Origin of the sequence: Xanthomonas sp. GW, from assembly GCF_014236815.1 — a bacterium.
In the GTDB taxonomy this organism is placed as follows: domain Bacteria; phylum Pseudomonadota; class Gammaproteobacteria; order Xanthomonadales; family Xanthomonadaceae; genus Xanthomonas_A.
This window is the reverse complement of the sequence record NZ_CP051189.1, coordinates 2,544,945-2,563,504: the sequence shown is the minus strand read 5'-3', so window position 1 is coordinate 2,563,504 and position 18,560 is coordinate 2,544,945. Positions and strand designations below refer to the sequence as shown.

The 18,560-nt window shown below is 66.0% G+C and carries 36 protein-coding genes and 1 tRNA gene; 18 read left to right on the top strand and 19 right to left on the bottom strand.

Going from position 1 to position 18,560, the window contains the following annotated elements:
• Nucleotides 1-437: 437 nt before the first annotated feature.
• From HEP73_RS10935 to HEP73_RS10860, 16 genes are all read right to left on the bottom strand, one after another.
• Nucleotides 438-1,757 carry a TROVE domain-containing protein gene (locus tag HEP73_RS10935; protein ID WP_185823174.1) on the bottom strand — a complete coding sequence of 440 codons (1,320 nt, stop codon included), beginning with the start codon at nucleotides 1,755-1,757 and terminating at the stop codon, nucleotides 438-440.
• A 104-nt stretch (nucleotides 1,758-1,861) separates the two neighbouring features.
• Nucleotides 1,862-1,930 (bottom strand) — tRNA-Ser (locus HEP73_RS10930).
• A gap of 213 nt (nucleotides 1,931-2,143) precedes the next feature.
• Complete coding sequence (locus HEP73_RS10925) at nucleotides 2,144-2,662, bottom strand: hypothetical protein (RefSeq protein WP_255423747.1); 519 nt, start codon at nucleotides 2,660-2,662, stop codon at nucleotides 2,144-2,146.
• A gap of 10 nt (nucleotides 2,663-2,672) precedes the next feature.
• Nucleotides 2,673-2,930, bottom strand: coding sequence for a hypothetical protein (locus HEP73_RS10920; protein WP_060747620.1), 258 nt, complete (start codon nucleotides 2,928-2,930; stop codon nucleotides 2,673-2,675).
• Nucleotides 2,927-3,430, bottom strand: coding sequence for a RuvC family protein (locus tag HEP73_RS10915; protein ID WP_185823172.1), 504 nt, complete (start codon nucleotides 3,428-3,430; stop codon nucleotides 2,927-2,929). The genes HEP73_RS10920 and HEP73_RS10915 overlap by 4 nt, the downstream gene beginning before the upstream one ends.
• Complete coding sequence (locus HEP73_RS10910) at nucleotides 3,427-4,134, bottom strand: hypothetical protein (protein ID WP_185823171.1); 708 nt, start codon at nucleotides 4,132-4,134, stop codon at nucleotides 3,427-3,429. The genes HEP73_RS10915 and HEP73_RS10910 overlap by 4 nt, the downstream gene beginning before the upstream one ends.
• Nucleotides 4,131-4,583, bottom strand: coding sequence for a hypothetical protein (locus HEP73_RS10905; RefSeq protein ID WP_185823170.1), 453 nt, complete (start codon nucleotides 4,581-4,583; stop codon nucleotides 4,131-4,133). Before HEP73_RS10905 ends, HEP73_RS10910 begins: the two co-directional genes overlap by 4 nt.
• Nucleotides 4,580-4,984, bottom strand: coding sequence for an HNH endonuclease (locus HEP73_RS22455; protein WP_221899404.1), 405 nt, complete (start codon nucleotides 4,982-4,984; stop codon nucleotides 4,580-4,582). The genes HEP73_RS10905 and HEP73_RS22455 overlap by 4 nt, the downstream gene beginning before the upstream one ends.
• A 143-nt stretch (nucleotides 4,985-5,127) precedes the next feature.
• Nucleotides 5,128-5,529 carry a hypothetical protein gene (locus tag HEP73_RS22450; RefSeq protein ID WP_221899403.1) on the bottom strand — a complete coding sequence of 134 codons (402 nt, stop codon included), beginning with the start codon at nucleotides 5,527-5,529 and terminating at the stop codon, nucleotides 5,128-5,130.
• Nucleotides 5,526-5,780, bottom strand: coding sequence for a hypothetical protein (locus HEP73_RS10895; protein WP_185823168.1), 255 nt, complete (start codon nucleotides 5,778-5,780; stop codon nucleotides 5,526-5,528). The genes HEP73_RS22450 and HEP73_RS10895 overlap by 4 nt, the downstream gene beginning before the upstream one ends.
• The gene (locus tag HEP73_RS10890; protein WP_185823167.1) at nucleotides 5,780-6,061 is read right to left on the bottom strand and encodes a DUF4031 domain-containing protein; all 282 of its coding nucleotides are present in this window, start codon (nucleotides 6,059-6,061) and stop codon (nucleotides 5,780-5,782) included. Before HEP73_RS10890 ends, HEP73_RS10895 begins: the two co-directional genes overlap by 1 nt.
• Nucleotides 6,061-6,696, bottom strand: a complete 636-nt coding sequence (locus tag HEP73_RS10885) for a hypothetical protein (protein WP_255423789.1) — start codon at nucleotides 6,694-6,696, stop codon at nucleotides 6,061-6,063. Before HEP73_RS10885 ends, HEP73_RS10890 begins: the two co-directional genes overlap by 1 nt.
• Before the next feature lie 2 nt (nucleotides 6,697-6,698).
• Entirely contained in the window at nucleotides 6,699-6,887 is a 189-nt protein-coding gene (locus HEP73_RS10880; RefSeq protein WP_185823165.1) for a hypothetical protein, read from the bottom strand.
• Nucleotides 6,884-8,386 carry a replicative DNA helicase gene (gene dnaB / locus HEP73_RS10875; protein WP_185823164.1) on the bottom strand — a complete coding sequence of 501 codons (1,503 nt, stop codon included), beginning with the start codon at nucleotides 8,384-8,386 and terminating at the stop codon, nucleotides 6,884-6,886. The genes HEP73_RS10880 and dnaB overlap by 4 nt, the downstream gene beginning before the upstream one ends.
• Entirely contained in the window at nucleotides 8,383-9,192 is an 810-nt protein-coding gene (locus HEP73_RS22445) for a hypothetical protein (RefSeq protein ID WP_221899402.1), read from the bottom strand. The genes dnaB and HEP73_RS22445 overlap by 4 nt, the downstream gene beginning before the upstream one ends.
• Nucleotides 9,193-9,271: 79 nt before the next feature.
• On the bottom strand, nucleotides 9,272-9,751 hold the full coding sequence (locus tag HEP73_RS10860; RefSeq protein ID WP_185823163.1) for a phage regulatory CII family protein: 480 nt from the start codon (nucleotides 9,749-9,751) through the stop codon (nucleotides 9,272-9,274).
• 54 nt (nucleotides 9,752-9,805) lie between these two features.
• On the opposite strand from HEP73_RS10860, the gene HEP73_RS10855 reads away from it, so the two are divergent.
• Together HEP73_RS10855 and HEP73_RS10850 are read left to right on the top strand one after the other, a co-directional pair.
• Complete coding sequence (locus HEP73_RS10855; protein WP_185823162.1) at nucleotides 9,806-9,970, top strand: hypothetical protein; 165 nt, start codon at nucleotides 9,806-9,808, stop codon at nucleotides 9,968-9,970.
• 85 nt (nucleotides 9,971-10,055) lie between these two features.
• On the top strand, nucleotides 10,056-10,301 hold the full coding sequence (locus tag HEP73_RS10850; protein ID WP_185823161.1) for a hypothetical protein: 246 nt from the start codon (nucleotides 10,056-10,058) through the stop codon (nucleotides 10,299-10,301).
• A gap of 50 nt (nucleotides 10,302-10,351) precedes the next feature.
• On the opposite strand, the gene HEP73_RS10845 is transcribed toward HEP73_RS10850, so the two are convergent.
• Complete coding sequence (locus tag HEP73_RS10845; RefSeq protein ID WP_255423746.1) at nucleotides 10,352-10,588, bottom strand: helix-turn-helix domain-containing protein; 237 nt, start codon at nucleotides 10,586-10,588, stop codon at nucleotides 10,352-10,354.
• A 79-nt stretch (nucleotides 10,589-10,667) separates the two neighbouring features.
• Here HEP73_RS10845 and HEP73_RS10840 point away from each other — a divergent pair, with 79 nt between their 5' ends.
• Nucleotides 10,668-11,261 (top strand): helix-turn-helix domain-containing protein, encoded by a 594-nt coding sequence (locus tag HEP73_RS10840; protein ID WP_255423745.1) that lies wholly within the window; start codon nucleotides 10,668-10,670, stop codon nucleotides 11,259-11,261.
• An 81-nt stretch (nucleotides 11,262-11,342) separates the two neighbouring features.
• Entirely contained in the window at nucleotides 11,343-12,872 is a 1,530-nt protein-coding gene (locus HEP73_RS10835) for an MASE1 domain-containing protein (protein WP_185823159.1), read from the top strand.
• On the opposite strand, the gene HEP73_RS10830 is transcribed toward HEP73_RS10835, so the two are convergent.
• Together HEP73_RS10830 and HEP73_RS10825 are read right to left on the bottom strand one after the other, a co-directional pair.
• A complete protein-coding gene (locus HEP73_RS10830) occupies nucleotides 12,800-13,231 on the bottom strand; it encodes a hypothetical protein (RefSeq protein ID WP_255423744.1) in 432 nt (143 codons plus the stop codon). The genes HEP73_RS10835 and HEP73_RS10830 overlap by 73 nt on opposite strands.
• Nucleotides 13,232-13,269: 38 nt before the next feature.
• Nucleotides 13,270-13,800, bottom strand: a complete 531-nt coding sequence (locus tag HEP73_RS10825) for a hypothetical protein (protein WP_185823158.1) — start codon at nucleotides 13,798-13,800, stop codon at nucleotides 13,270-13,272.
• 253 nt (nucleotides 13,801-14,053) lie between these two features.
• On the opposite strand from HEP73_RS10825, the gene HEP73_RS10820 reads away from it, so the two are divergent.
• Genes HEP73_RS10820 through HEP73_RS10760 form a run of 14 tightly spaced genes read left to right on the top strand, consistent with a single transcriptional unit; the run spans nucleotide 14,054 to nucleotide 18,469 of the window.
• Entirely contained in the window at nucleotides 14,054-14,239 is a 186-nt protein-coding gene (locus HEP73_RS10820) for a hypothetical protein (protein WP_185823157.1), read from the top strand.
• Nucleotides 14,240-14,242: 3 nt separating this feature from the next.
• Nucleotides 14,243-14,572, top strand: a complete 330-nt coding sequence (locus tag HEP73_RS10815; protein ID WP_185823156.1) for a hypothetical protein — start codon at nucleotides 14,243-14,245, stop codon at nucleotides 14,570-14,572.
• Complete coding sequence (locus HEP73_RS10810) at nucleotides 14,569-14,832, top strand: hypothetical protein (protein WP_185823155.1); 264 nt, start codon at nucleotides 14,569-14,571, stop codon at nucleotides 14,830-14,832. Before HEP73_RS10815 ends, HEP73_RS10810 begins: the two co-directional genes overlap by 4 nt.
• The gene (locus HEP73_RS10805) at nucleotides 14,829-15,137 is read left to right on the top strand and encodes a hypothetical protein (RefSeq protein ID WP_185823154.1); all 309 of its coding nucleotides are present in this window, start codon (nucleotides 14,829-14,831) and stop codon (nucleotides 15,135-15,137) included. Before HEP73_RS10810 ends, HEP73_RS10805 begins: the two co-directional genes overlap by 4 nt.
• Nucleotides 15,134-15,517: a hypothetical protein gene (locus HEP73_RS10800; RefSeq protein WP_185823153.1), complete on the top strand. Its 384-nt coding sequence runs from the start codon at nucleotides 15,134-15,136 to the stop codon at nucleotides 15,515-15,517. Before HEP73_RS10805 ends, HEP73_RS10800 begins: the two co-directional genes overlap by 4 nt.
• On the top strand, nucleotides 15,514-15,714 hold the full coding sequence (locus HEP73_RS10795) for a hypothetical protein (RefSeq protein WP_185823152.1): 201 nt from the start codon (nucleotides 15,514-15,516) through the stop codon (nucleotides 15,712-15,714). Before HEP73_RS10800 ends, HEP73_RS10795 begins: the two co-directional genes overlap by 4 nt.
• Nucleotides 15,711-15,935, top strand: coding sequence for a hypothetical protein (locus HEP73_RS10790; RefSeq protein ID WP_185823151.1), 225 nt, complete (start codon nucleotides 15,711-15,713; stop codon nucleotides 15,933-15,935). The genes HEP73_RS10795 and HEP73_RS10790 overlap by 4 nt, the downstream gene beginning before the upstream one ends.
• Nucleotides 15,932-16,057, top strand: a complete 126-nt coding sequence (locus tag HEP73_RS22615) for a hypothetical protein (RefSeq protein WP_255423743.1) — start codon at nucleotides 15,932-15,934, stop codon at nucleotides 16,055-16,057. Before HEP73_RS10790 ends, HEP73_RS22615 begins: the two co-directional genes overlap by 4 nt.
• Nucleotides 16,057-16,347: a hypothetical protein gene (locus HEP73_RS10785; protein ID WP_185823150.1), complete on the top strand. Its 291-nt coding sequence runs from the start codon at nucleotides 16,057-16,059 to the stop codon at nucleotides 16,345-16,347. The genes HEP73_RS22615 and HEP73_RS10785 overlap by 1 nt, the downstream gene beginning before the upstream one ends.
• Complete coding sequence (locus tag HEP73_RS10780; RefSeq protein ID WP_185823149.1) at nucleotides 16,344-16,598, top strand: hypothetical protein; 255 nt, start codon at nucleotides 16,344-16,346, stop codon at nucleotides 16,596-16,598. Before HEP73_RS10785 ends, HEP73_RS10780 begins: the two co-directional genes overlap by 4 nt.
• Nucleotides 16,599-16,621: 23 nt before the next feature.
• Nucleotides 16,622-17,317, top strand: coding sequence for a pentapeptide repeat-containing protein (locus HEP73_RS10775; protein WP_185823148.1), 696 nt, complete (start codon nucleotides 16,622-16,624; stop codon nucleotides 17,315-17,317).
• A gap of 38 nt (nucleotides 17,318-17,355) precedes the next feature.
• On the top strand, nucleotides 17,356-17,970 hold the full coding sequence (locus tag HEP73_RS10770; protein WP_185823147.1) for a hypothetical protein: 615 nt from the start codon (nucleotides 17,356-17,358) through the stop codon (nucleotides 17,968-17,970).
• A gap of 5 nt (nucleotides 17,971-17,975) precedes the next feature.
• Complete coding sequence (locus tag HEP73_RS10765; protein WP_185823146.1) at nucleotides 17,976-18,179, top strand: hypothetical protein; 204 nt, start codon at nucleotides 17,976-17,978, stop codon at nucleotides 18,177-18,179.
• The gene (locus tag HEP73_RS10760; protein WP_185823145.1) at nucleotides 18,176-18,469 is read left to right on the top strand and encodes a KTSC domain-containing protein; all 294 of its coding nucleotides are present in this window, start codon (nucleotides 18,176-18,178) and stop codon (nucleotides 18,467-18,469) included. Before HEP73_RS10765 ends, HEP73_RS10760 begins: the two co-directional genes overlap by 4 nt.
• Nucleotides 18,470-18,560: the final 91 nt, after the last annotated feature.

Here is an 18,560-nt window from a genome sequence, read left to right as displayed (position 1 = left end):
ACCGCTGGATAGGCACGGCACCCGGTCTCATGGAGCCGGGCGCTCGACGCCGCCAAGGTGTCCGGCGCGCCAACCCCTGTCGCCTCGCGGCGGTTCAGCGGGGCGTTCGCGCGGTGGTCGATCGGTGTTCGGGGGCCGAAAACGGCGAAGCCCCGGCTTTGGGCCAGGGCTTCAGAGGGAGTATTCGACGCTAAAATAAAGCATGGGTCAAAGTGTGCAACCTGTCAAGCGGCGTTAATCTGCCTAAGCCCTGTCAGCAGTCCTTGTCGCGCTTTCTGGCAACGAAGCACCGCACAGCTGCTGCGGCTGGATTCGGGATTGGCACGGCGCCGGAAACCCAGCGCCGCACCGTCGATCCGTCCACGCCCAGCGCTTCAGCCAGTCGGGTTTGCCATCCCCATTCCCCGTAGAGGTCGACGCAAGCTTCTCGCAGTTCTTCAGGCGACACGCTCGGCCTCAATGATCCAGCGCAAGACCCCCTCGCTGAAGCCATCAATGTGCGTCCACTTCCCATAACCCACGCCGTTCTTGTAACTGGCGACGTTGATCATGTACGCCAGCGGCGCGACCGGATCGGGCACGCGGCCGGTGGTCGCCTGTTCGTCGGTGATGACGATGAGGCGGTCACACGGCACGTCCCGGTTGATAGCGGTGATGGCGCCGGCCAAGTCCGTGCCGCCGTGCGACTGCGAACGGATCAAGGCATCGACACCGGCCATGCCGCGGCGCGGGGGCACTTCGACCAGGCCTTGCGAAAAGGAAAACATGCGCAGCAGTTCGCAGTTGACCACGGCCGCGAGGGTTGCAGCGGCATCCATGCGCGTCAGGTCCGACTTGCCGGACAGCTTAGCGTTCATCGAACCCGACACGTCCACGAGAACCACAGTATGCCCGGCCAGCGCGGGCAGTTCGCGGATCGCCTGCTGCAGCGCCTGGTCGATGATCGGTTCCCACTGCGGCACGACGCGCGCGGCGGCCACGTAGCGGAACGGCAGCACGCGGTTCGCGCCGCCCTTGCGCGCCAGCAATGCTTCGCGCACCAGATGCGTGTCCACGCCTGCATCGGTCATGTTGCGCAGGTTGCGCAGCAGGGCCAGATAGCCCAGCGTCCCCTCGCCCAGCATCCGTTCGAAGGTCTCGCGCTTGTCGGCGCCGCCGGATAGGGCCACTTCCCAGGTATCCGGCGCCGGCAGGGTGCCGTCCACCAGTTGCTTCCAGATCGCCGCCTGAGCGTCGTCCTTCGGCTTGGCGTGCACCATGAACAGCACGTCGCGCAGGCGGATCGCCTTTTCGCGGTCGTACTTCGCCAACTGGTAGGCGTCAAACTTGCGCAGCGCCGCGGCCAGCCCCTTCTTTACCTGTTTGGCGATGGGCGTGCGACCGGCGCGCCAGTACAGCGTCAGAAATTCGGCCACTTCGTCGGCGCGCTGGATCACCTTGGCGATGGTGTCCGAAACGATGCCGGTGCCGCGAGCGTGCTTGGCCAGTTCGACGGCGAGCAGCAACGGGACGTGGCGCAGGTTGTGTTCGGAACGAGCTTCGACCGCCAGGGCAGCAACGTCGGCCGGGCTGACCTTGCCGACTAGGTCGGCGATGCGATCGGCAATGGAATCGCCGGATTCGTAGAAGCTGTCTTCCCACAGCAAGCACGCCAGGACGGCGCGGCGCAGCTGCTGGGTCGGGGACACATGCTGGAAGGCGGGCGAGCCGCCATGGGTGACTTCGGTGTTACGACGGGGCGCGGCGTTGAGCTGCATTTGCGGATCCTCACAAGGTTGGAGTGATCCGAATTCGGTAGAAGCTGGGGAACAAACGTAGGCAGAGATTTTAGCGCTCTAACCGCTGAGCTACGCGCGCCTCGCGGCGCGCGGAGGGATTCGAACCCCCGACCTCTCGATTAACAGTCGAAGTAACTGCCCACTACACCACCAGCAGAACAAACCGGACTCGGGAACAAGCGAGCGCAGGTATGGGGAATTGAACCCCCCGTTCCGAAGAACGGCTTATCCGAAGTAACTGCGCTCTACACCACGAGTTTTCAAAAACAGTGCCAGGGAACGATCGGAAGCGGTGGTTTCATAGCGAGAAGTAACCGCGACCTACACCACTGGCAACGAGAGTATTAGTGCAGCATGCACTAATGTCAAGCGGCGCGTTGCATCCCTCCCAGGCAGTCGAGCCCGCGCTGCAGCTCTCGGCGGTACTGCCAGATGCTCAGCTTGCCGCCGTACTGCTCGGCAACCATGCGCGCCTTCACCGACTGACTGGCCGACACCGTGAACTCAGTCCGCACGATCAGCTCGCGCAGCGGCGTGGCGCGCGACAGGCCGGATAGCGCCCGGTCCACCCAGCGCAGGTCGTCGGGGATTCCCATGTCCACGGCGATCTCGGGGTTGTCGTGCGGCTTGCCGGCGTCGTTCGATGATCGGATAGCGTCCACCGCCCACATGGGAAGGATGGCCAGGCCATCGACACCACTGCGCGCCGCCATGAAACGCCGGCGGTCGGTGCCGTCACGGCCCTTCAGGTAGCGCAGTGCGTTCTCCACCGTCCCCGGCGCCATGTCGCGCGCCTGCTCCAGCATGTGGATGCTGCGGTCGGCCCGCGTGTAGGCGTAGCGGTTGGCCTGGGCATTCCCCCAGCGCTTCAGCTCTTCGATCAAGGGGTCGGTTCTATGCTGCATCGCGGTACTTCTCCAAGGTGTTCGGGTCGAATCGGAAAACGGGCTGTTTCTTGTCCCAACTGCACGCGCCCTTCTGCCGCTCTTCCTGCCCGCGGCAGTGGACGATGCCCAGCGTGGTGTCGCGGCAGGCGCAGATGCAGCAGTTGCCGTGCCGGCGGCGGTCGGCGTCCATGCGCTTGCGCAGCACGCGGGCGTGGTGGTGCTCGGTGTAGCGCTCGGGCCGGGTGAGGTCGTCGGGGTTGCTCACGCGGCGCGGGCTCCCACGTCTCCCTGCTCGTGGTACAGCGCCAGCAGCAGCGCGTCGGCGCGGCCGTTGTCCTTCTTCCGCTTCAGCGCATCGGCGGCGCTCGGGAACCGCTGCAGGGCCAGCAGGCGGGCCGCGTCCTTGTCCTGGCCCAGCAGCCCGAACCGGCGCTTCCAGACCGCGGGGATGGCGCGCGTGTACGGGATGCCCAGGACCTGCAGCACCGCGCGCGCGCCGCCGTAGCTGTCGCCGAACCGGAACGCGGACGTTCCGCCATCGCCGGGGAATGCGCCGACCTTCTCGATGCACGCGGACACGTAGGCGCCAGGGTGCGCGGCGCGCTGCTCGCGGATCCACAGCGCCAATGCGCGGGCGTCCACTTCGCGCCAGTCGCCGACCTGCGCCGTAGGCATGTCGAGGATAAGGCCGGCCTCGCCGTCGATCAGGGTCGCGATGGCGCCGGTCAGGCCGGGGTCGATGCCGAACGTCAGGCGCATGGTCATGCTGCGTTTCTCCAAGTCGGGATGGTCCGCGGCGCCGGCGCGGCCTGGATGCCGGGCAGCCGATCAACGGCGCCGCCGCGCGCCAGGAACTGCTCTACGGTCTCGGCCGGCTTGCTGCACGGCACGACGACAGGCTTGGGCGTCATGCCGGCGACGCTGCCGACGCGCTGCAGCCTGGTCGGCGCTGGCCGCGGCGCGCTGGGGCGCTCCTGCTTGCCGGCGGCGACCTTGGTCAGCCACTCGGCGCGGGACATGCGCCCAGCTGCGTGGCGGGCCAGCCGCTTGCGCTCGGCGGCGCGCTGCTTGGCGTAGGGCAGATCGCGGAAGCGAGCCTCGCGCTCGGCCTGCCGCTCTGCGCGCGCGACCTCCCGCGCCTGCCGCTTCTGCGCAAGCTCCGCGGCCCACTCTTCGCGCGATCGGCCGCCGAGACTCTTCAGCCGCGCGCGCTCCGCCGCGTTGCGCTTCGTCCGGCGTTCCTCCGGCGTCAGCTTCGACGCCTTCGTCGGCATGCGCACGAATTCGTAGCGCGTGCCCTTCCGGAATCCCTCCCGCATCACCTGGCCGCTACGCACCAGCACGCCGAGCGTCCAGGCGATCATCAGCCGTTCCTTGCCCTCGGCGCCCAGCCCATCCGAGACCTCGGCCGCCGACCGCATCCCGCCAGCGGCGATCAGCCAGGCCCGCACCCGCGCGGCGCGGCTCATGCGGCGCTCCGCAGTTGCATGGAGAGCGGGAGCAGGAAGGTGATTTCGTAGTGCCCATTGCTCAGCGGGCCGACCAGAAACCCGCCGTCCGGATGCGGGTCCCACTCGTAGCCGCCGCCGCACGCGATCACCGTGTGGTTCGTTCCGCGGGGGCTCATTCCGCCCAGCAGATAGCGAATGCCCGGATTGCGGGACTCCATGTAGGCGAAGACGCCCTCGACGCCGTTGCCAGGGCCGAACGCGACATCCACGGAGCAGAGTCCGTGCGAAGCCAGGAACTCAGAGACACCGCGCTCCCATGCGTAGCCGGGCTGGGTTGCAGCGAGCTGCGTGAAGTGCGGGACACGCCACGGCTCCATGTCCATCAGGCAGGCGATCGCCGTGCGATGGCAGTCGCCGTAGATGTCATTGTGCGGCTCGTGCCGGAAGAGTTGGTGGCGCTGGATCATGCTGCCCTCGTGATGTTGAGTAGTTGGTCCTGCTGTACCTGAGTCCTCGGCACAGGTTGAAAATCGAAGATCTGTTGCTGAGCACGAATGCGTGCATCGGCGGCTTGCTCGGCTGTATCGAAGTAGCCAAGCCACACGTTCCGGCCTCGGATTTTTATGTCGGCCTGCCAGCACCGGCGGCGTTTGCACCAGGTGACACCGATGAAGCCGGATGTGCTGTTTCGATTGAGGGCGCGGTTCTGCCCGTTCTGCTGGCTATTGGCCTCGCGAAGATTCGCCCATCGGTTATCCCAAGTCAGGCCATTGACGTGGTCGATCTGATCGGCGGGCCATTTGCCCTCCTGGTACAGCCACGCAAGACGATGAGCTAGGTACTCGTGGCCATCGACCTTGATGCGCACATAGCCGCGGTCGTTCCGACGCGAGCCGGCAATGACCCCAGCTTTGGGGCCGAACGTTCGCTGTATCCGGCGTCGAAAGATCCCAGTTATCGGGTCGTATGTGAGGAGCGTCCTCAACCGCTCTTGTGTCAGTTCCTCTCGCTTCACGCTGCGTCGCTCCTCAAAAGCAATTGATCCTGATAGGCCTGCCACGCTGCAGTCCCGCGCCCCAGATCGCCGAGCACGTCCAGCGTCCACATGCGGAATTCGCGCGCCTGCTCTTGGAAGCTCGGGCCGTAGATGGCGTACATGGCCCGGCCGTTCTTGTCGGGCAGCGGAATGCCCTGGTGGTGCCAGTCGCCCATGGCGACGACGGCGTGCTGGCCGATCTGCTTCTGGCCGTGAAGGTCGCCGACGTTCCGGTGATGGATGCGGACATGACCGCAGCCGATGCCGCGCTGCAGGCCGGCGGCGAAGCGCCAGCGGCAGACCACGCAGCCGAGCGCGCGCGCCGCGTCCTGGTAGGCCTGCTCGGCGCGTGTCGCCGGCTTGATGGCGCGTCTCATACCTTCCAGCCCTCATGCTTCGCGGCCAGGCGGTGCAGCTGCTGTTCGTCCATCGCCAGGGCGCGCGCCAGCACCGACACCTGCCACGGCTGCAGCGAGCGCTTGCCGCGGGTTTTCGATAGGCGTTGCCGCAGCGAATCGGGACGCATGCCCACCAGCGGCGCCAGCTTCGTGAGCGTCACGCCGCGGTCCCAGGCCCGCAACTTGATCGCTCCGGACAAGGTCGTCGGGTCGTAGCCGTGCTGGCGCATCAGACGGCGCCTCTGGCAGCAGCGGCAGCGGCCCGTCGCTCCGCGACCATTCGCGCCGTGTCGCGGATATCGACCTCGACTGCACCGGCCGCTACCGCCTTGGCGCGCGCGCTCAGCGCGATGTCGTAGTGCTCCTTGGCGGTGCCCGCATGCTGGATCCATCGGCGTGCCACGCCGATCCTGTCCGCCATCGCGTCCAACTCTTCGCGGCTGTCCGCCAGCATGTGGCACATCACCATCCGCCCGAAGTGCGCGCGCATGTTGTCGACGTAGACCGCCATTACGCAGCCCTCCGCGCCGGCGCCGGCTGCGTGCCCTGCCCGTTCGCCATGAGCCAGAACTCGGCGACCACGTCCCCGATCATCACCTGCGTGTAGTGCAGGCCGATGTGCTGCGTGATGCCCTCGAACAGCCGGCGGAACTCGTCCTCGTCCATGCAGTCGAACGCCAGGGAGCGCGCCACCGTGACCGGGATGGTCTCGATCCGCGGCAGCACCTCGCGCAGCAGCTTCGCCGCGCCAGGGCCGAACGCGGCATCGGCCGCCGCCAGCACCGCGGACACCACCGCCGTGGCGTCCATGTCGACCTGCTCGCAGCAGACGCCGGCTTCGCGCTGCAGCCGCTTCACGGCTTCGTGCGTGTCCAGGCTTTCCCAGCCGTCGACGTTCTCGACCATCAGGTGGCCGATCTTGTGCAGTAGCCGGTGGCGCCAGCCGTCGCGCGGCGCTTTCAGCTCGGCGCGCAGCTCCTGTCCGACGCGGTAGCCGCGCGCGCGCATCAGCTCGCTGTCGACCTGGTTCTCCGGCACCAGCGCGCCGACCTCCTGGCGCGTGACCGGGTCCAGCAGCCGGCGCACGATCATGTAGATCGGCCGCGAGGCGCGCTTCGCCCTGACCTTCTTCGCTGCTGCGGTCATGGTCACGGCTGGCTCCCAATCAGCTCGGCGATGAGCTGGATGCGCGCGGGCGTGAACGAGATCCGATTGACCTTCGTCCACCGGGATTGACCAACGCCGCGGTGCCACAAGAACGTGCCATCCCAGCCCCATTCGGCATGGCCGTCGTGGTGCGGATCCTTCGCGGTGCGGTAGATCGCGTCGCCGTTCATTGGTCCCTCCCTACAGCGCGGTCGCGCCCGCTGCGGCGCTGGCCGGCGCCGCCTTCGAAGTCGTCGAATCCGTCATCCGGCGCCGTGCTGCCGCTATCCACGAGGCGCTTGACCGTGTAGTCGGGGCGCGGGCCGTAGTAGTCGGTGAAGCTGCTGCAGGCCAGGTTGTGCCGCAGGTACGCGGCGCCGGTCTCGCCCTGGCGGTTCTTGGCCAGGATGAACTCGGCGATGCCGGGCGCGCCGCATGCGTCCTTCGTGTAGTAGTCGTCGCGGTAGATGAAGGCGATCACGTCGGCGTCCTGCTCGATGCCGCCGGACTCACGCAGGTCGGCCATCACCGGACGCTTGTCGGTGCGCGTCTCGACGCTGCGATTGAGCTGCGACAGCGCGATGACGGGGCAGCCTAGGGTCTTCGCCAGCTTCTTCAGCGTGCGCGAGATGTACGACACCTCCTCCGTGCGGTTGCCGGCCTTGGCCTGGCACGAGAGCAGCTGCAGGTAGTCCACGGCGATCGCGCTCAGGCCGCCCGGCACCTTGGCGTGCATGCGCGATGCGCGCGCCACGAGCGAGTCCACCGGCAGCGATCCGCAGTCGTCGATCGCCAGCGGCAGGCTGTGCAGGTAGTTGCGCGCGATGCTGAGCTTGTGCCAGTCCTCGTCGGTCAGCTCGCCCTTCACGCGCATGCGGGACAGGTGCACCCCGGAGTGCATGCTCATCAGGCGCATCAGCAGCTGGCGCCGGCTCATTTCCAGGCTGAAGACCGCAGCGTTCTTGCCCTGCGCGGCGACGCTGTAGACCCATTCCAGCATGTTCGCGGTCTTGCCCATCGACGGACGCGCGGCCAGGATCATCAGGTCGGTCGGCTCCAGCCCCGGCAGCTTCTTCGCCACGTTCTGCCACGGCGGCACGAGCCCCAGGTCGGCCGTGCCCTCGTAGCGGGCTTCCATTTCCTCCCACATGCCCTGCAGGTCGCCGCGCACCAGCACCAACCCGCCGTTGCCGCTGGACTGCACGCTCAGGCTGGCGAACTTCGATGTGGCGCTGGCCACCAGCGCATCGGCGTCCTCGTCCGCCGCTTCGTAGGCCTCGCTGGTGATCTCGCCGGCGCGCTGGATGACGCCGCGCAGAAGCGCCTTGTTCCGCACCACCTCGGCGTAGGCGCGAATGTTCGCGGCCGATGGGACGGTGCTGGCCAGTTCGATCAGGTAGGCGCCGTCGCCGACCAGCTCGAGCTTGCCCTGGTTCTCGAACCAGTTGCCCAGCAGCACCGCGTCGAACGGCTGCTCGCGGTCGGCCAGGTCGCAGATGGCCTGGTAGATCAGCTGGTGGTCGCGGCGGTAGAAGTCCTGCTCGGACAGCAGGTCACGAACCTCGCGCAGCGCTTCCGGCGACAGCATCAGGCCGCCGAGGACCGACTGCTCGGAGTCCACCGAATGCGGCGGCACGCGCAGATGCGCCACGGCGTCGTAGCTGCGTTCGTAGTCCATCACCGCGGTCATGCCGCCTGCTCCGGGTGCTCGGGCTGCTTGGCCGCAGCGTCACGCTCGCGCTTCAGCTGCACGCCGGCGGTGGTCAGCTCGCAGCTGCCCTCGGACGGGAACCACCAGAGCTTGAACCAGTTCCGCCGCACCGCGTCGCGGAAGTGCGCGCGCCAATCCTTCTGCATCCGCCCGCTGGTGCGGTGCTTGCTGGCGAACTCGCGCCAGGCCAGGTGCAGGAAATCCCTCGGGATGCCGGCGTCGGTGGCGAAGGTGAAAATCGGGTCGTCAGCACAGACCGGCTTCTCCCCGGCATCGCGGCATGCCTCGATGAACGCCGGGAAGTTGATCTTTGCCCGCTTCCGTCGCCCCGGTTTCTCCCCCTCGGCGCCAGCCGGGGGGTTAGGGGGGTTCTTTTCTCCTTTCCCTTCCTCTCCACTCCCCTCCTCTCCCTTCCCTTCCGGGGGTGAGGACTCGTCGAGGCCTCGACGATCATCAGCAGAAAAAGCAGGATGTTTGAAGGTCGGACGGTCGATTTTCTGGTGCTTTCTCCATCCAGTGACGTGCAAATACTGCTTGTCACCGTTGGTATAGAAGGCGATCAGAGAATTCGACGACAACTCGTCGAGCATTCGCTGCACGTCCGTCGAGGAGATATCGTCCCCTGGGAAGATTTCGGCCTTGATGGTCTTCGCGCTGGCCACGTGGTTGCCGGCGTCGTCGCAGAAGTTCCACAGTCCGATGAAGAGGAGCCGAGCCGTCGGCGAGCACTCCATGACCTGCTCGCTGGACCAGAACTCCGGCTTGATCGAGCGAATGCGCGCCATCACGCACCCCGCAGCAGCTGCAGGCAGCCGGCGACGTGCCACTGCATGCGGACGATCGACATCGCGCGGGCTGTGGCGTTCATGCCGCAGCCCTCGCTTCGCACATCTCGCGCAGCTTGGCCATCAGCTGCATGCTGGCGGCCTGGCGATCCATCTCCGCGGAGATGACGGCCTTCAGTTCGTTAGGGGTGATGACGCCGTCGGACAGCGCCTCTTCCAGTACGCGATCGACCGCGCCCTCGGCGCTGCTGGCCTTCAGCAGGCGCTGCATCAGGGTGCCGTGCGCAGGGTCTGCGTTGAGCTTGTGCAGCTGGTAGCCGTGGTTGCTGGCCATGGCGAAAAGAATCCGGTGGTCACCGGTCAGGCCCATGATGCGGTCGGCTTCTAACAAGCCCAGTTGGTGCGTCGTGGTGTTCTGGTTGACCTTGCTGTTGAGCACGGCCTCCGACATCCCGACTTCCTCGCCATCCTTGTTGATGCGGGTTAAGCGCAGGCCCAGTGGCCCAGCGCCACCGGGATAGTCGTGGACCGTGTAGTAGGCGGCGTCGGATACGTTCATGGGCGGTCTCTGGAAACGTGGAATGCGTTCATGCGGCGGCGCACCATCTGCGCCATGGAGAAGATCAAGTCAGCAGGGAAGCGGGCCAGGGATGGCCAGGTGCGCGTACCGCGCGGCGAGAACGTCACCGCGCTGGTCAAGGTCGGACAGAACTGGCTGTCGGCCCGATGGGTCGACGGAAAGCTGGTAACGCGCGTGCTCCGCCGCGGGTCGGAGTGACCCGTGGCGGCCGATGAAGGCGTCGCCCTCCTTGCGGTAGGCTGCTGTTTCCACACGAACAGCCAGAGCCCGCAGGGAGGGCGACATGGAACAGGAAAAAATCGAACTCGATCCCATCGGAAGCTGGAGCATCGAGGTCTCGGACAACTTCAAAGTCGCGGTCATCACCCTTCTCTCGGTTCCCAGCGATGGCGACGAGACGTCCAGGGAAATGACGCCGCTTCGCCCGATCGGGCTGGAAATAAGCGTGCTGCGCCGGCTTCATCAGGAACTCGGCGGGCTGCTGCAGTACATGGAAAAGGGTTTCGCGGGGCCGACCAATCGACAGTGACGGACTCGCCTCCTGTCGGGCTAGGTACCGCTTCAGGCAGGCCGGCCACGTCAGGCGGCCTCTTGGTGGTCGGGGGTGGAGGTCTCTTCGGCTGCAGAAGGCGGCGGAGCATCCGTCGCGTGCAGCTGGTGCAACTTGACGGCGGCCATCCCGCCGGGTTCGCGCGTGCGGCCCTGCTTGATGTCGCTCACCGCCTGCGGGGATTTCTCGATCGCGCGGCCGATCTCAGTCAGAGACCAGCCCCTCGCCTCGAGCGCCTTGATTCGGTCTGCCCATGTCGTGTCCATGGCCCATCCTATGGCATCCCATAGTTTGAGTCAACGGCATCCCATAACGGAATTCCATAAGAATTGCGGGATGAATGGGATGAAGGCCACAACCGTCGGCGACCGAATCGTGGAGGCGCGCGAAGCCAAGGGCATGTCGCGCCCAGACCTTGCCCGCCTCGCGAAGGTCAAGTACCCGACCCTCGCCGGTTTGGAGAACGGCGACCAGGTGACCTCGACGCAGCTACCTGCGCTGGCAGCGGTGCTCGGCGTCACTGCGTTATGGCTTGCGACCGGCAAAGAGCCGCGCTATGCGGACGCCTCGGAGCCAGACGATCCCGCCGAACTGGGAACTCCCGCAGGCCTTGATCTTCGCCTACTGTCGCGCACTCATGCTTTCTTGGCGGCGGACCATCCGTACGACCTGGCAGACCATGGCGACGCCGCCTTGTTCGCCAGCGCATACGATTGGCTCGCGCAGCAGGACGAAGCCAGCGACACACCGCAGGCGTTCAACAAGTTCTTGCGCTGGGCGGCAATGCGGAACCTCACGGCGCCCACGGCCCCGGCCGGCGATCAGCCAAAGGGCAGCGGCACGATGAGCCGCTGGCGGAACAGGCTTTCTGAATATGCGGACACGGATCGAGAGCTAAGCCAGGATCCAGCAAAGAGCGCGAAGTTGTCTACAAAGTAGCAGCGATATGGCTGTAGCTTGACCCCCAGGGATTGGGGTCGACACATGGGCTATAGGACGAAACAGATAGGGCTAGCCCTGTTGTATGCAGCAATTTATGCGGTCGCTTTTCGCATCGCTTGGCAGCACTCCGAAGATCAATTCTATCTACCTGCCGGGTTGCGCATCGCCGCGCTGCTGTTCCTCCCCTACAGGTTCTGGCCGAGCATCTTGATCGGCGACGCTGTCGCGATGATGGCCATCCGCGTGCCGATCGCTGCCGATCTGAATGCCTCAGCGATCTGGCCCTACGCCAGTTCGATATTGCTAAGCCCACTGGTTTCTCTTGCTCCGCTGGCAATCAGGAAGCGTTTCACGCGGGCGATTTCGAACGAGCGCTGGCTACCCGTCGCGCTGCTGGTGGTAGCGATTTGGGGCGTCTCGGTCAGCACGCTGCTGAACGCACTGCTGGGCGGGCCGGTGGATAGCGATCTCGTCGCCTACATCTACCGTTTCAGCATCGGCCAATACCTGGCGATCATGGTGGCCGTGCTCCCGGTGCTGCTGTGGGTTCGCAGAAATGCTACGACGCATGCGCCGCCACACCTTCCGCGTGATGCGTTCATTGCGGTGGTGGTGCTGGGCATTGCGTATGCGGCCCTGCCCGTCTCCAACCAGCACTGGGAAAAGCTGGCACTCCTCGGAGCAATGCTCCTGCCGCCTGTCACCCTCGCCTTTCTGCACGGGTGGAGAGGCGCGGCTATCGGGATCGTGGTGACGACCTTGGCGCTCGGCCTTGCTATGCCGGATACGGGCCTGCTGGGCAACAAGGATCTCGCGGTTTTCGTCGCGCAGCAATCGTTGGCGGTTGTCGGCACTGTACTGATGGTGCTGGGCTCCGCCGTGTCCAGCGAGTACGACAAGACCTCGCGGCTGCAGCGCGCAAAGACCGATGCCCTATGGCTGGCCCGGTGCAACCACCTGTCGGCGGAGATGCTGCTGCGCGATTGTGCTCAGGCAATCGCCGATGCCCAAGCCGAGTTCGACGCGGGCTACCACAAGACGGCCAAGCAACTGAAGGCGGAGGGCCGTTACTCGCTCGCGCTGCAGGTCAATACCCAGGGGTTCCAGAACAGCCGCATGCTGTTCGAGCAGGTTACGGCGCTCTATCCGCTGGATCTGGATAGCCTTGGGTTGTTCGAGGTGCTGCAGTCGGATGAGTTTCTCGCTGTCGCCTATGGCAGCGTCACGAGGGTGTCTCTGCGCGGCAGCATCGACCAGCACAGCTCAACGCTACAGCTCGTCGCTCATCGCAGCATCGCGCACGCGATCGAGCTTTTGCCCCATGGGGAGAGTCGGCTCCAGGTTCGCGCGTGGACCCTGCGCCGCCGGCGTGGCATATCGGTGACGCTACGATCCGAGTCGAAGACTTCGACTCAGCCTGATGCGCAGCGCTTGCGGCTTGCAGAGACGCAGCTGCAGGCCAAGGTGCAGGCATACGGCGGCGCGTTCAAACGCCGCCGTATGCGAGTGGTTTTCACGCTAACCGAAGACGTCGATCAGTTCTTGGAAACCGGCACGATCACCCACGCGACGCCATTGCTGCCCTTCAGCGCCCTCACGACGAAGTGATCCGAGCTGTAGACGATCGTACCGACCGTGCTGCTCGGTGCGATGGTCACGGACTCGACGTCTGAACCCATCGGCATCACCCAGGCTGTGGAGTCGATGCGGCCGACGGCGGCGCGCACCACGCCGTGGTTATCGTTGATTTGCAAATAGCTGATGCCGTCACGCAGAAACTCGTAGACGCCCCACTCCGGGTCCGCAGAGAGATTGGTGGTTTGCGGCGAGCTTTCACCCAATCCCTTTGCCGCCGGCGTGCCGCTTCCACCCGAAGGGCAGCAGGCCATCGCAGCAACCGGAGAGCCGATCAAAATAGCCCCCATCAGCAGCTTCGGTACTCGATAGTAATGCAGTATTCCAGTCATTGATCGCTCCGTAAGTGTCGGTAAGAGAAACCGCTAAATCAGTTTCTAGCGTTGCACGTCTCGCCGCGGCACTCGATGATTAACGTTGAGCCCGCTGCACACTTTGCCTGATAAAGCATCGCCCCGGATGACTCGCCCAACGACACGGGAGCTTCGCATCCTCGTGCGCTAGCGAACCCCTTAGCAGCCGCGGCATTACCAACTGCTTCCATGCTTCCCGCTGTCGCGATGTCGGTGTAGCGGATAGCCTCACCTTCAACGGTAATAAGTCGCCGACCATCGTTAGCCTGCGTGTGGCGAACAATCACGGCATCAGCCCGCACCTGGCTGCCAGCGGCTCGCAACTGCTCAAGGGCGTCGCTGATAGTTGGATCAGTGAAGCCGGGCTTGTATTTCTTGGCGGACACCATTCCCACGGACTGGAATGGTCGCTGCGGGGTCGAATAGAGAATATCCACTTGTCCACTACGCGCACCGGGCGCGCTGTTGGTCGTAGGCACCACCTGATAGCTGGTACACCCGGCCAGCAAAAGCACAGCGACACTCAATCCGACAAACGCCTTTTTCATATCCTTCCCCCTGTTTGCGTAGCTTCGCTGCCGAGCCGCCACCGGCTGCGCATTGCACGCAACCCTCGCAACCCTGATCGATGTCCCCATCGTCGCATCGATGGTAGCAGTCGCCGACCCGAACCAAAGGGCCGTCCAGCTGGGCTGAAATCTTGTCTACAAAGAAATCTATGGGATTCCATTGACATCGAGTTATGGCATCCCATAGGATAGGAACCGTCAGCCCAGCAAGGGCAGCAGACGGGACCAGGACATGGCACACGCAGGAATCAGGCAGTTCGCAGAACCGGTCACCGCCGGGCTGCTGGAGAGCACCGGAGAGATCGAGGTCGTCTCCGGCTGCGTCTACATCCGGATGCCGGCGGCGGACGCCGCTGAGCTGGCCCGCCAGCTGGCCGTAGCCGTCGAGCGCGCCACCTTCGCGACGCTGGAGGCCTGAGCCATGGCCCGACTCTACATCCGCAACACGCCGACCGAGCGCCAGTGCCCGACGTGCCTGGGCGCTGGGGAGCTGATCCGCAACGACAGCTTCAACCGCGACCCGCAGCGCGAGTACACCGTGGCCTGCACCGAGCCGACCTGCTGCGACGGCTGGGTCCGCTGGGCGGCGATCGATCCGCTGGAGCAGCTGGCCGCAGCGCGTGCCGGGCACCTACGCCGTAACCCCGTGCAGTCCCAGCGCTACGGCGCGGCGTTCGCGGCGGCCTTCAGCGACGTGCGGCTGCCGCAGTGGTCGCCGGCGCCGGCCATGCCGTGGAGGCGCGCGGCATGAGCGCCGATGACCTGGGTTCCCTCTTCCTGGCTGATTGCGAGGTCCGCCGCTGGAGGGCGGAGCGCGAGAACGCCACGGCCCGCCTTGAGCTTGCCCAAGCGAAGGCCGCGCGCGCACGTCTTCTGTCGCAGTACGAGCCGGTGAACTCGCTCGGCATCGACCGCGAGACGCTGCGTGTCCTGCTGGCTTTTACCGCACACCACGACGAGCAGCGCCTGACGCGCGAGCTGGGCGCGCTCGCCACCGGAGCATCGGCATGAGCATCGACCACGGCGTACTGAACGTCCCGCTGAGCAAGCGGGGCAACATCGATACGGCCATCGACCGCTACAAGGCACAGCAGCAGCGCGAGACCGAGGCGGTGATGCGTGGGCTCCGGAACGCGCACGCAGCTGCACGCGCTGAGGCGCTGGCGCTGATCGAGCGGATGACCGACGAACACGTCGCCCGGTGGGCGCTGAGGCTGAAGTGCCAGGCCCGCAGCGTGCGCAAGCGCCTACGGTCGGAAGCCGGCCTGAATCCCACGCTGGTCCTGCGCGCACTGCGCGATGGCGGTGCCGTATGACCGCGCAGACCAAGGGCGTGGATGTGCAGTGGCCGGTGCGCGTCCACCCGGTCGGTCATGGGCAGTGGGGATTTGTCGCCGGCCCACGCAGTGGGACGGGCTTCGCCTCGAAGAAGGAGGCCGAGCAGGCCGGCAACGCGGCGCGGAGCAAAGCCCTGGCCCGCATCGGCGCGCCGGTCGATCCCATCGCCGTGCTGGATTCGCAGATCGCGGAGCTTCGCGCCAGCGGCGACACCGGGAACGTGGAGAACCTGCTGGAAGCGCGCGAGGCGTTCGCCGAGGCGATCAAGGCGCACAGGTACATCGCGAAGACGTGGCCCGATAGCGCGCCAGCCAAGACTTCACGCGCCGCCCTCGCCCGCTGCGGAGCGACGCCATGAGCGCCTACGAAATAAAGGTCACGTTCACCGCTCTGTGCCCTGCCTGCGGAGCTGAGTGCGAGGCGTACACGACGGAGGCGAAGCGGACCACAAGTGTCTTCGATCGCGACAATCCCTACGAGCGATGCGACCGCCGCGTGTTCGTGAAGCCTTGCGACAAGTGCTTCCAGTTCAAGCCTCAGGAGAAGTCGGAATGAGCGCGCAGATCCTGCGGTTCCCGATCCAGGACAGCTACGACAAGCAACAGGTGTCGCACGTGCGCCGCCTCGCCGCCGAACTCGGCCATGACCCCAAGCAGGCCGAGCGCGACTTCATCGCCGCGGGCTGCCAGCAGCAGCAGCGCAACGAACTGGCGGAGCGCGCGCGCCGCGCCCGCATGCACAACCCCGACAACGACGGTCCACCGGAGGCCGCATGAAGACCAACGACTACGAAGAACTGCCCCCGATCGACTGCGCGCCGGTAAGTCATGCGGTCGTCTACGCGATTTCGTTCTGCTGCGGCGCTGTGTTCTCGCTGTTCGTCATGGCGGTGCTGTGATGGCCGCCGAGACGAAGTGGACGCAGGGGCCATGGCAGGCCTATGAACTTGACCCTGATGACCCGGCTTGGGAGGCGTGTGAAATATGGCCTTCCGAGAACGATCGTGAGCAGGAAGACGGGCAGTCGGAGCCGGTAGCAACGATGGTATGTGGCGTCGCGAACGCGCAGCTCATCGCCGCCGCGCCGGACCTCTACGAGGCATTGCAGCGCCTGGATCAGTTCGGCCACACCGATGCGACGTGGGACTACGCCCTGCGCGCGATGGCCAAGGCCAGGGGCGAGGCATGAAGGCGCTCACCCTGCTCCGCCTGCTGCTGTGCGGCGCCGCCGTCAGCTTCCTCGGCGACATGCTCCGCCGCTGCTTCGTCGTCGAGGCCTGGACGCTGGTGCCGTTCGTGGCCGCCGCGCTGGTGCTGGCGCTGATCGCCACGCGCTGGTCGTGGCGCGCTGCACGCCGGACCTGGGCGCCGGCCGATCCCGCTGCGCCCGACGCGATCGCCCCCGAATTCCCCGCGCAGCCCAAGCGCGATATCCGCTGATCCCAGCCCAACAAGGAAGCGTCATGAAATTCGAAATCAAGAACCGTTGGACCGGCAACGTCCAGTACACCTGCGAACTGTCCGCCGAGATCGCCGGGAAATCCTATGGCCTGCAGCTGGGCTTTGCCGTCAAGTCGGCGGTGGCCAGCGGTGCCGTCCTGCGCGATGCCGACCTGCGCGGTGCCGACCTGCGCGGTGCCGACCTGAGCGGTGCCGACCTGCGCGGTGCCGTCCTGCGCGATGCCGACCTGAGCGATGCCGACCTGCGCGGTGCCGACCTGCGCGGTGCCGACCTGAGCGGTGCCGACCTGCGCGGTGCCGTCCTGCGCGATGCCGACCTGAGCGGTGCCGACCTGCGCGGTGCCGACCTGCGCGGTGCCGTCCTGCGCGGTGCCGATGGCCACGCCTGCCCGGTCGTGATCAAGAACATCCACCAGGCCGTCTACGCCGCCGCATCCAAGCCGGCGGCGCTGGACATGGGCTCGTGGCACACCTGCAACACCACGCATTGCCGGGCCGGTTGGGTGGTGACGCTGGCCGGCGATGGCGGCCGCGCCCTGGAGTACGCGTTCGGCACGTCCGCTGCCGCAGCGCTGATCTACATGTCCAGCGATCCGAAGCTGGAGCGCATGCCCGACTTCTACTGCGGCAACGACGATGCGCTGGAAGACATGCGCCGTCTCGCCGAAGCCGAAGCCGCTGCATCCGAGCAGGTTTAACCCACGCCGGCGCGGCCGGCACTACCGACGAGGTTCCCATGTTCCAACTCGACAAGCACGACGTCGCGTTCTCCAACCTCAATCTGAGGAAGGAGAACCACGGCGAAGACAAAGTGCCCGCTGCCGATCTCACGTTCGACTTCCAGGCGGCGAACACCGTGCTGGCGTTGATCGATCCGGCGCTGGTGCCGGCGTTCTTTCGCAAGCCCTCGAAGGGCGAGCAGCAGGCGCTGCCGATTGACGGCAACGACCTGACGGCGCTGAACCTGCCGTTCCTGGGCGAGCAGAAGATCGCCGCGAAGTTCGAAGGCTACGAGGCCATGGTCGGCTCGCTGCTGGAGCACATCGACCCGCTGTTCTTCGCCGACGCCAAGGTCAAGTCGATCAGCTGGAAGGCGCTGGAGGGCGGCAGCGTCACCATGAAGCTGACGATCTCGTTGCTGATCGAAGAGGACGACGACGCCCCGCTGCTGGCGGCCTGGCGCCGCGGCACCGCGCGCCTGACGCTCACCCCGCCGACCGCGAAGCCCCAGCAGGACGACCTCAGCGGCGGCGACACGCTGGACGCGCAGGAAGCCGCCGATGCGGCCGCGGAAGCGGCGACCCTGATCGAAGCCGGCAAGAAGGCCGCGCCGATGAGTGCCGCGGCATGAGCGGCATGAGCATCTCCACCAGGCTGGCGCGCGCGCTCGGGCTTGCTAGTTTGCTGGGCGCTGCAGCTGAACGCGCACCGGTGAACCTGAGCATGGCAGGCGGCGCACGCCACCACCACAACGGCGGCAAGCGGTCCGGCGTCGCATCGGCGAAGCGTGCCGCGCGCAAGCGCCGGAACATCGCGAAGCATCCAAGGAGCGCCGCATGAACACCGCCAACCAATCGCACCCGCGCATCCGCCTTGACGACGTCGAGTCCTCGCAGATCCACAGCATCGGCCACTGCCCCGAAACGAACACGCTGGCCATCCGCTTCACGAAGGGATACGGCGCGCAGCGCGGCCCCGGCTCGCTCTACCACTACGCCAACTTCAGCGCCGCCGAGTTCAAGGCGTTCAAGGCGGCCGACTCGCTGGGCAAGCACTTCAAGAACTACATCAGGCCGTTCCCGCTGAAATTCCCCTACCACAAGGTCGCCGAGGAGCAGCAGGCGGCCTGAGCCGAACCCTGATGCGTGGCAGGTGTCCACGCACGGAAGCGCACTCCGCATTGGCCCTTGAAGGCCAGACGTTAAAGGCAGGAAGGGAGCC